Genomic DNA, 9,197 nt, shown 5'->3' on the forward strand with positions numbered 1-9,197 from the left:
TGCGTCTTCCCGCCAGGCGATGCCGTGCGCCTCACTCGCGCCAGCTGTGGCCATGGCGCTCGATCAGCGCGACCGCGCCGCTCGGCCCCCAGGTGCCGGCCGGGTAGCGCTTCGGCGTCATGCCCGCCTGCGCCCAACCGGCCAGCACGGCGTCCACCCACTGCCACGCCGCCTCGGTCTCGTCGCGGCGCACGAACAGTGTGCCGTTGCCTTCCAGCGCGTCGAGGTACAGGCGCTCGTAGGCGAAGCGGCGGCGGTAGGAGGCGAATTCCTTGTGCAGGTCGAGGTCGAGCGCGACCTGCGACAGGCGCAGGCCGGCGCGGTCCAAACCCGGAGTCTTGCTCATCAGCATCAGCTGGATGCGCTCTTCCGGCTGCAGGCGGATCACCAGCGCGTTCGGCTGCACCTCGGCGCCGGTGTGCGCGAAGATCGAATGCGGCACGGCGCGGAACTGCAGGTAGATCTCGGTGCAGCGACGCGGCATGCGCTTGCCGGTGCGCAGGTAGAACGGCACGCCGGACCAGCGCCAGTTGTCGATGTGCGCGCGCAGCGCGACGAAGGTCTCCGTGCGGCTCTCGCGGCCGAGCTCCTCGGCGTAGCCGGGCACCGCCACGCCGTCGATCGCGCCGGCGGCGTACTGCCCGGCCACCGATTCCGCGGCCACCTCGGCGCGGCCGATCGGACGCAGCGAGCGCAGCACCTTCAGCTTCTCGTTGCGCACCGCGCTGGGATCGAACTGCGAGGGTGGTTCCATCGCGGTCAGGCACAGGAGCTGCAGCAGGTGGTTCTGCAGCATGTCGCGGGTGGCGCCGGATTCGTCGTAGTAGTCGCCGCGGCCCTCGACGCCGACCGTCTCGGCGACGGTGATCTGCACCTGCTCGACGTGGCGCGCGTTCCACAGCGGCTCGAACAGCGCGTTGCCGAAGCGCAACGCCAGCAGGTTCTGCACGCCTTCCTTGCCGAGGTAGTGGTCGACGCGGAACACGCGGTCCTCGTCGAAGGCCCGGGCGACGCCGTCGTTGATGCGGATCGCGCTGGCGAGGTCGTGGCCGATCGGCTTCTCCAGCAACACGCGCGTGCCGGCGCCGCCGAGGCCGAGGCTCTGCAGCGCGCTGCACACCGGCGCATAGAAGCGCGGCGCGGTGCTGAGGTGGTAGACGATGTCGCCCTGCTTGGCCGCCTCCCGCACCGACGCCGCCAGCGGCGCCAGCGTCGCCGGATCGTCGACCGAGGCCGCGCAGTAGTCGATGCGCGCGAGCAGCGCGCGCACCGCGGCGTCGTTGCGCTCGCCGGCCGGCACGCGCTCCGCCAGCGTGCGCGCGACCAGGGCGCGGAAGCCTTCCGCATCGAGCTCGCTGCGCGCGGTGCCGAGGATGCGCAGCCGCGGCGGCAGCAGGCCGTCGCTTTCCAGTCCGTACAGCGAGGGCAGCAGCATGCGCCGGGCGAGGTCGCCGGTGGCGCCGAAAATGGTCAGCAGCGAGGCCGAGGATCCGGGCATCGAGGCACTTCCGTGGTGAGCGGCGCAGCGTACCGCGAAGCGCCCGCCACCGTATCCGCATACGTTTGCAGCGCGGCGATGTCCTGCGCGCGGCGGCGCGGACGGCGCTGCGGCCGGGCGATCTTACTGCGGCGAGCCGGCGGCCGCGGCTCAGCGCGCGGCATCGAACAGGTCCTCCTGCGCCGCCCAGGCGTCGCGGTCGACGAAGCCGGACAGGCCGACGCCGACCAGCCGGTACAGCGTGTCCGCCGGGCGGTCGACGCGCTCGCGCAGCGCGCAGGCGATGTCGGCGAGCTGCCGCGCCGAAGCCGGACGCAGCGGCGGCGTCAGGCTGCGCGTCAGCACGTGGAAGTCGGCGGTCTTCAGCTTCAGCACCACGGTGCGGGCGATGCGCGCCGGCTCGCGCGCCGCCGCCGCCCAGGTCTTCTCCGCCAGCCGGCGGATGTGCGGTTCGAGCTCGTCCAGGCGCAGGTCGCGCTCGAAGGTGTCCTCGGCGGAGACCTGCACGGTCGGCCGCTCCGGCTGCACCGGATGCTCGTCGATGCCGCGCGCCAGCTCGTGCAGGCGTCGCCCCCAGCGGCCGAAGCGCTGTTCCAGCGCGGCCAGCGCGTAGCCGCGCAGGTCGCCGACGGTGGCGATGCCGAGTGCGGCCAGCCTGCGCTCCATCACCTTGCCGACGCCGGGCAGGCGCCCCACCGGCAGCGGCGTCAGGAACGCCTCGACGCGCGCCGGCGGGATCACGTACAGGCCGTCCGGCTTGCGCCAGTCGGAGGCGATCTTGGCGAGGAACTTGTTGGGGGCGACGCCGGCCGAGGCGGTGAGCCCGGTCTCCTCGCGGATCGCCGCGCGGATCGCCTGCGCGGTCGCCGTGGCCGTCGGCAGGCCGCTCTTGGTGACGGTGACGTCGAGGTAGGCCTCGTCCAGCGACAGCGGCTCGATCAGGTCGGTGTGGCGCGCGAAGATCTCGCGCACCTGCCGCGACACCGCGCGGTAGCGGGCGAAGTCCGGCGCCACGAAGATCGCCTGCGGGCACAGCCGCTCGGCGCGCAGCGCCGGCATCGCCGAGCGGATGCCGTAGCGGCGCGCCTCGTAGCTGGCCGCGCACACCACCGAGCGCGCGCCGCGCCAGGCCACCACCACCGGCTTGCCGCGCAGCGCGGGATCGTCGCGCTGCTCGACCGACGCGTAGAACGCGTCCATGTCGACGTGCAGGATCTTGCGGAGCGGCGCGGGCACGGGCGGACGCGGGACGGAAGCGTCCGCGCATGTTAGCGCGGCGCCGGCGACACCTGCGCAACCGGGCGGAGCGTCTTCAGCCCGGGGCCAGCGCGTCCAGGCGCCGGGCGCCGGCGAAGCGGCGCGCCCAGTAGCGCTCGTCGAGGCGGTCGACGCGCACGCGCTCGCCGCGCGAGGGCGAATGGATGAAGCGGCCGTCGTCGAGGTAGATGCCGACGTGCACGATGCGCCCGCGCGCGTTGCGGAAGAACACCAGGTCGCCGGCGCGCATGGCGTCGCGCGCCACGCGCTCGCCGACGCGGAACTGCGCGGCGGAGTTGGGCGGCAGGTCCAGGCCGAGGGCCTGCGCGAACACGTAGTGGACGAAGCCGCTGCAGTCGAAGCCGGTGGCGGGATCGCGCCCGCCGAAGCGGTAGCGCACGTCGCGCTGCTGCATCGCCGCGCTGATCAGGCGCTCGACGTCGGCGGAACCGTCCGCCGCGGCATCGGCCGCCGGCGTCGCGGCAGCCGCCGGCGCGGCGGGCGCCGCAACGGCCGTATCGGCGGGGAAGAACGGCACGATCATGGCGTCGGCGGCATTCGCCGCGCCCGCCGGCATCGCGCCGAGCACGAGCCAGACGATGCACGCGCACACGCCGATCCTGCCACCCGCCATGCGTCCTCCCTCCGTAAGGCCCCGCAGGACGGGGCAAGGGCCGGAAGGTAAAGCAGTCGCCGCCGCGAGATGTTCAGTAAATGTTAGCGGCCGGTCCGCGCATGTCGGCGCACGCGGCCGCGGTGCCCGTTCGCCGGTGCCGGACGAACCCCGACCGCGCTTCAATCCCGCATGCCCCGCCCGGGGCGGGGCCGCGGCCCGGCAGCCGCGGGAGCGGCTTCGGCACCGACGGGCGGCCGCGGCCGGCGCCGCTCCCGCAGGCGGCCCGGGGCTCACTCGTAGCAGGTGCCGATCTCGCGCACCTCGATGGTCGCCCACGCGGCGGCGGGACACTCGGCGGCCAGCGCCAGCGCTTCCTCGCGCGTGGGGCAATCGACCAGGAAATAGCCGCCGACCATCTCCTTGGCCTCGACGAACGGTCCGTCCGTCACCGCGCGCTTGCCGGCGCGCACCTGCACGCGCGCGCCCGCATCGTCCGAGCGCAGCGCGTTGGCGCCGCGCAGCAGGCCGCGCGCCTGCAGGTCCTCGGCGTAGCGCAGCATGCGCGCGTAGAGCTCCTGCCCTTCCTGCAGGGTCCGTTCGGCGCGCTGCCCGCGCGGCTCGACCACCAGCAGCATGTAGGTCATCGGGTACTCCGTGAGGGGCGATCGGTGCGCTCGGTCGGCGGCGCCGCAGCGCAGGCGGCGGCGCGCGCCAGCAACAGCGCGCGCTCGCGCGCGTTGCGCGCCAGCGATGCCGCCCGTTCGAGTTCCATGCGTGCCTCGTCGAGGCGGCCGAGCTTGCGCAGCAGGTCGCCGCGCACGCTGGGCAGCAGATGGTAATCGCGCAGCGACCCCGCCTCGACCAGCGCGTCGACCAGCGCCAGCGCCGCCCGCGGCCCTTCCGCCATGCCGACGGCGACCGCGCGGTTCAGCTCCACCACCGGCGACGGCGCGACTTCCGCCAGCGCGGCGTACAGCGCGGCGATGCGCGCCCAGTCGGTGGCGGCGGCGTCGGGCGCGCGCGCGTGGCAGGCCGCGATCGCCGCCTGCAGCGCGTAGGGGCCGCGCACGCCGCCCAGCTTCTCGGCGCGCTCCAGCGCGGCGAGGCCGCGTCCGATCAGCACGCGGTCCCAGCGCGCGCGATCCTGCTCCAGCAGCAGCACGGGCTCGCCGTTCGGGCCGGCGCGCGCCGGCAGGCGCGAGGCCTGGATCTCCATCAGCGCGACCAGGCCGTGCACCTCCGGCTCCTTCGGCATCAACCCGGCCAGCACGCGGCCGAGGCGCAGCGCGTCCTCGCACAGCGACGGCCGCATCCAGTCCTCGCCGGCGGTCGCGGTATAGCCTTCGTTGAAGATCAGGTAGATCACGCCGAGCACGCCGGCGAGGCGCTCGACCAGCGCCGCGCCGCGCGGCACCTCGAACGGCACCTGCGCCTCGGCCAGCGTGCGCTTGGCGCGCACGATGCGCTGGGCGACGGTCGGTTCCGGCACCAGGAACGCGCGCGCGATCTCGTCGGTGGTCAGGCCGCCGAGCAGGCGCAGCGTCAGCGCGACGCGCGCCTCCAGCGACAGCACCGGGTGGCAGGCGATGAACACCAGGCGCAGCAGGTCGTCGCCGACGGGATCGTCCAGGTGGGCGTCGCTCTGCGCCATCCGTTCGTCCTGCGCGTCCGCGAGCTCGCGGGCGAGTTCCTCGTGCTTGCGGTCGAGCAGCTTGTCGCGGCGCAGCAGGTCGATCGCGCGGTGCTTGGCCGTGGCCATCAGCCAGGCGCCTGGGTTGTCCGGCACGCCGCTCTCCGGCCAGCGCTCCAGCGCGGCGACCAGCGCGTCCTGCGCCAGCTCCTCGGCGAGGCCGACGTCGTGCACCATGCGCGTCAGGCCGGCGATCAGCCGCGGCGCCTCGATGCGCCAGACTGCGTCGATCGCGCGGTGGGTGTCGGTCGCCGTCATGGCGGCCGATCACAGCATCCCCGCAGGAACGGCGCAAGGCCGGCGCGCCGTGCCGCAACCTCAGGTCGGCAGGTTGCAGTTGACCATCCACGGCACGCCGAAGCGGTCGACGACGATGCCGTAGCGCTGCGCCCAGGAGGTCGGCTGGATCGGCATATCGACGCGGCCGCCCTGCGCCAGCGCGGCGAACACGCGCTCGGCCTCCTCCGGCGTGTCGACGTCGGCGACGACATGGCTGCCCTGCACGGCGCCGTGCGGGCAGTCCGGCGTGGCGTCGGTGCCCATCAGCACGTGGCCGGCCAGCTCCAGGCGCGCGTGCATCACGCGGTTGCGGAACTGCGGCGCGGTCTGGTTGCCGGGCATGTCGCCGAAGCGCATCAGCGCCGCGAGCTTGCCGCCGAACAGCCCGGCGTAGAAGGTGAAGGCCGCTTCGCAATCGCCGTCGAAGCTGAGATAGGTATGGAACTGCATGATGCGGTGCTCCTGGTCGTGTGTGCGTGTGCGGGGGCTCGGGTTTCAGCCCATGCAATCGGGCGCGTCGTGCAACTGGCGGATCTCGCATTCGCCGTCGCCGATCACCTTGAGGAAGCGCTTGCTCCACTCGATCGCTTCCTCGCGCGAGCGCGCCTGGATCAGCGCGAAGCCGCCGATCGCCTCACCCGCTTCCGCGAACGGGCCGGCGGTCACGGCGAACGTGCCCTGCGCCAGGCGCACGCGCGCGCCCTGCGCGCTGGGCATGCAGCCTTCGGTGGCCAGCAACACGCCGGCGCGCGTCATCTCGTCGATCAGCCGGCCCATCTCGGCCATTTCCCGCTCACTCGGCGGGACGCCCTCGGGGCGGGCGTGGCGGTACAGCGACAGAAATCGCATCGTGCGGTCCTCGGCGTGTGGCGGTGGCGCGCCGGAGGCCGGCGCCGCGGCGCCGCATCCGCGCTTCATGCAGGCGTCGAACGGCGGCGCGCGAAATCGACGCCGATTCTGCCTGCGCGCTGCCCCTTCATGCTTAAGGCCGCGTCGCCAGCTGCTCGCGCAGGCGCGCTTCGCGCTCGCGCTCCTCGGGCGTGAACGCCTCGCCGAAGTCCTCGGCCTCGAACAGCGGGCGGATCTCCACTTCGGCGCCGTCCTCGAACGGCGCGCGCTTCAGCCACGCGATCGCCTCGTCCAGCGACTTCACCTGCCACAGCCAGAAGCCGGCGACCAGCTCCTTGGTCTCGGCGAACGGGCCGTCGGTCACCATGCGCTGGGTGCCGGCGAAGCGCACGCGCACGCCTTGCGAACTGGGCTTCACGCCCTCGCCCGCCAGCATCACGCCGGCCTTGGCCAGTTCCTCGTTGAACTTGCCCATCGCGGTCAACAGTGCCTCGCTGGGCATCACGCCGGCCTCGGTTTCCGCGGTCGCCTTCACGATCACCATGCAGCGCATCGTCGTCTCTCCTCTCAGTGGGGAATGACGGAGCCGCTGCCGCCAAGCGCGACCGCAGGCGGCTCCTTGTCTTGACGACGAACGAGGCGGGAGGAAATCGACACGCCGCGGCGACGGCGCGGCGGGAGGGTCCAAGGAAACCGAAATCGGCGCGCGGGGCGTGCGCCTCGATGCCCGGACCGGCGTCGCGCCGGCCCGGGACGAAGCGGCTGCGGTCAGCGCACGGTGCGGCCCATGCGGGTGATCCAGCGGTACAGCAGCGCCACGATCAGCACGAAGGCGCCGCCGCCCAGCCACAGCGCGGTGTCGGCGAAGCCGTCCCCGACCAGCGCCAGCGGCGCCGGCTTGCCGGAGAAGGCGACGATCGCCGCGATCACCACGCCGATCACGCTCTCGCCGACGATCAGGCCGGAGGCGAGCAGCACGCCGAGCTGCTTGGTGGTGTCGGGATTGCGGCCGCGCTCGGCGCGGCGGTCGAACGCCCAGCCGACCACCGAGCCGACCACCACCATCAGCGTGCTGTAGGTCGGCAGGTAGATGCCGAGGCCCACCGCCAGCGGCGGCAGGCGCAGGCGCCGGGTGAAGCGCGTCAGCAGCGCGTCGAGCACGATCACGCCGACGCCGATGCCGGCGCCGGTCCAGATCAGGCTCCAGTCGATGTCGGCCTGGATCACGCCCTGCGCCAGCGCCGAGATCAGGCCGGCCTGCGGCGCCGGCAGCGCGTTCGGGCCGGCGCCGGGCGCGCCGGCGAAGCCGTAGGCCTGGTTCAGCAGGTCCAGCACCGGCGGGATCACCGCCGCGCCGGCGACCACGCCGATCACCAGCGCCACCTGCTGCTTCCACGGCGTGGCGTCGACCAGCTGGCCGGTCTTCAGATCCTGCAGGTTGTTGTTGGCGATCGCGGCGACGGTGAACACCACCGAGGTGACGAACAGCGCGAACGCCACCAGCGCCTTGCCCGATTCCGGCGCCACGTACGGCTTGACGCCGAACACCAGCAGCAGCGCCGCGCCGATCACCACCAGGATGCCGATGCCGGACAGCGGGCTGTTGGAGGAGCCGATCAGGCCGGCCATGTAGCCGCACACGGTGGAGACGAAGAAGCCCATCAGCACCACGTAGGCGACGCCGCCGACCGCCAGCACGGCGAGGCGGTCGCCGAGACCGCTGATCGAGCCGAAGTAGCCCAGCAGCCAGGCGACCGGGATGAAGCAGGCCAGCGTGATCAGGCCGACGATGCCGATCGGGATGTCGCGCTCGGTGCGCGGCAGCGTGTCGCCGCGGCCGGCCTTGCGCACGCGCGAGGCGGCCATCGCCGAGGTCAGGCCGGCGACCACCGGCTTGACCAGCTTGGCCAGCGTCCAGATCGCCGAGACGCCGATCGCGCCGGCGCCGACGTAGCGCACCTTCTGGCTCCAGGTGGCCAGCGCGATCTCGTCCGGGCCGCCGCCGAGGACGCCCGCCAGCAGCGAGTAGTGCGGCACGCCCCAGCCCCAGCCGATCAGCGCGCCGACCAGCATGGCGACGCCGACCGACAGGCCGATCAGGTGGCCGATCGCGAACAGCGCGAACGACAGGTTGAAGTCGAAGCCGCTGACCGCGCCCTTGTCGCCGATGCGGAAGAACTTCACCACGTCGCTGGCGAACACGTGGGTGGCCACCACCACCGCGAACACCGCGGAGACGATCGAACCCCACACCACCGCCAGCAGGCCGGCGCGGTTCTCCTGCTCGCTGGAGGCGCTGACCTGCGCGCCGCAGCCGACCTTCAGCACCTCGGCGCAGGCCAGGCCCTCCGGATACGGCAGGTCGGAATGGGTCACCAGCGCGCGGCGCAGCGGGATCGAATACATCACGCCGAGGATGCCGCCCAGCGCGCACACCGCGAACGAGGTCCAGAACGGGAAGCCGGTCCACCAGCCGATCATGATCATGCCGGGCAGCACGAAGATGATCGATGACAGCGTGCCCGCCGCCGAGGCGACGGTCTGCACGATGTTGTTCTCCTGCATGGTGGCGTTGCCGAGCGCGCGCAGCATCGCCATCGAGATCACCGCCGCCGGAATCGAGGTGGTGAAGGTCAGGCCGGCCTTGAGGCCGAAGAACACGTTGGCCGCGGTGAACACCACGGTGATCACGGCGCCGATGATCAGGCCGCGTACGGTCAATTCGGTGCGCGGCTCCAGGCCGGCGCGGTCGGGTGCGGTCACGTGGGATCTCCGTCTTCTGCGTTGCCGCCCGGCCCCGCGCCGGGCGCGCCGCGCGCCGGCCGCCGGTGCCGGCCGGGCGCAACGCTGCGCACGATAGCGCGGATCGGCCGCGGTTGTCCGCCGCTGCCCGGCGGCGGGCGTCTCAGCGCTTGTGAAAAAACTCACGTCCTGTGGGTTTTTTCGGTCGCGAGTCCGGCACATGTCCGGACTCACTCCCGCGAAGCAAGCGCTTACGCGCTCGCTTC

9 protein-coding genes are annotated in these 9,197 nt (G+C 73.0%); all 9 read right to left on the minus strand.

The genetic code is table 11. From position 1 onward, the window contains the following. Positions 1–31: 31 nt before the first annotated feature. The 9 genes from zwf to MBSD_RS04580 all read right to left on the minus strand — a co-directional run bounded on the left by zwf (position 32) and on the right by MBSD_RS04580 (position 8,952). Positions 32–1,498: a glucose-6-phosphate dehydrogenase gene (zwf, locus tag MBSD_RS04540; protein WP_062535479.1), complete on the minus strand. Its 1,467-nt coding sequence runs from the start codon at positions 1,496–1,498 to the stop codon at positions 32–34. Positions 1,499–1,648: 150 nt separating this feature from the next. Then, entirely contained in the window at positions 1,649–2,734 is a 1,086-nt protein-coding gene (gene dinB / locus MBSD_RS04545; protein ID WP_082306478.1) for a DNA polymerase IV, read from the minus strand. A gap of 76 nt (positions 2,735–2,810) precedes the next feature. Next, positions 2,811–3,389 carry a C40 family peptidase gene (locus MBSD_RS04550; RefSeq protein ID WP_082306479.1) on the minus strand — a complete coding sequence of 193 codons (579 nt, stop codon included), beginning with the start codon at positions 3,387–3,389 and terminating at the stop codon, positions 2,811–2,813. Between the two features lie 272 nt (positions 3,390–3,661). Then, a complete protein-coding gene (locus MBSD_RS04555; protein ID WP_062535482.1) occupies positions 3,662–4,015 on the minus strand; it encodes a YciI family protein in 354 nt (117 codons plus the stop codon). After that, entirely contained in the window at positions 4,012–5,319 is a 1,308-nt protein-coding gene (locus MBSD_RS04560) for an RNA polymerase sigma factor (RefSeq protein ID WP_062535484.1), read from the minus strand. The genes MBSD_RS04555 and MBSD_RS04560 overlap by 4 nt, the downstream gene beginning before the upstream one ends. A gap of 60 nt (positions 5,320–5,379) precedes the next feature. Further along, complete coding sequence (locus tag MBSD_RS04565; RefSeq protein ID WP_062535486.1) at positions 5,380–5,790, minus strand: VOC family protein; 411 nt, start codon at positions 5,788–5,790, stop codon at positions 5,380–5,382. A 45-nt stretch (positions 5,791–5,835) separates the two neighbouring features. Beyond that, the gene (locus MBSD_RS04570) at positions 5,836–6,189 is read right to left on the minus strand and encodes a YciI family protein (RefSeq protein ID WP_062535507.1); all 354 of its coding nucleotides are present in this window, start codon (positions 6,187–6,189) and stop codon (positions 5,836–5,838) included. Positions 6,190–6,322: 133 nt separating this feature from the next. Beyond that, a complete protein-coding gene (locus MBSD_RS04575) occupies positions 6,323–6,742 on the minus strand; it encodes a YciI family protein (protein WP_062535488.1) in 420 nt (139 codons plus the stop codon). 215 nt (positions 6,743–6,957) lie between these two features. Beyond that, entirely contained in the window at positions 6,958–8,952 is a 1,995-nt protein-coding gene (locus MBSD_RS04580; protein ID WP_062535490.1) for an OPT family oligopeptide transporter, read from the minus strand. Positions 8,953–9,197 lie beyond the last annotated feature (245 nt).

The organism is Mizugakiibacter sediminis (assembly GCF_000953855.2).
GTDB lineage: Bacteria > Pseudomonadota > Gammaproteobacteria > Xanthomonadales > Rhodanobacteraceae > Mizugakiibacter > Mizugakiibacter sediminis.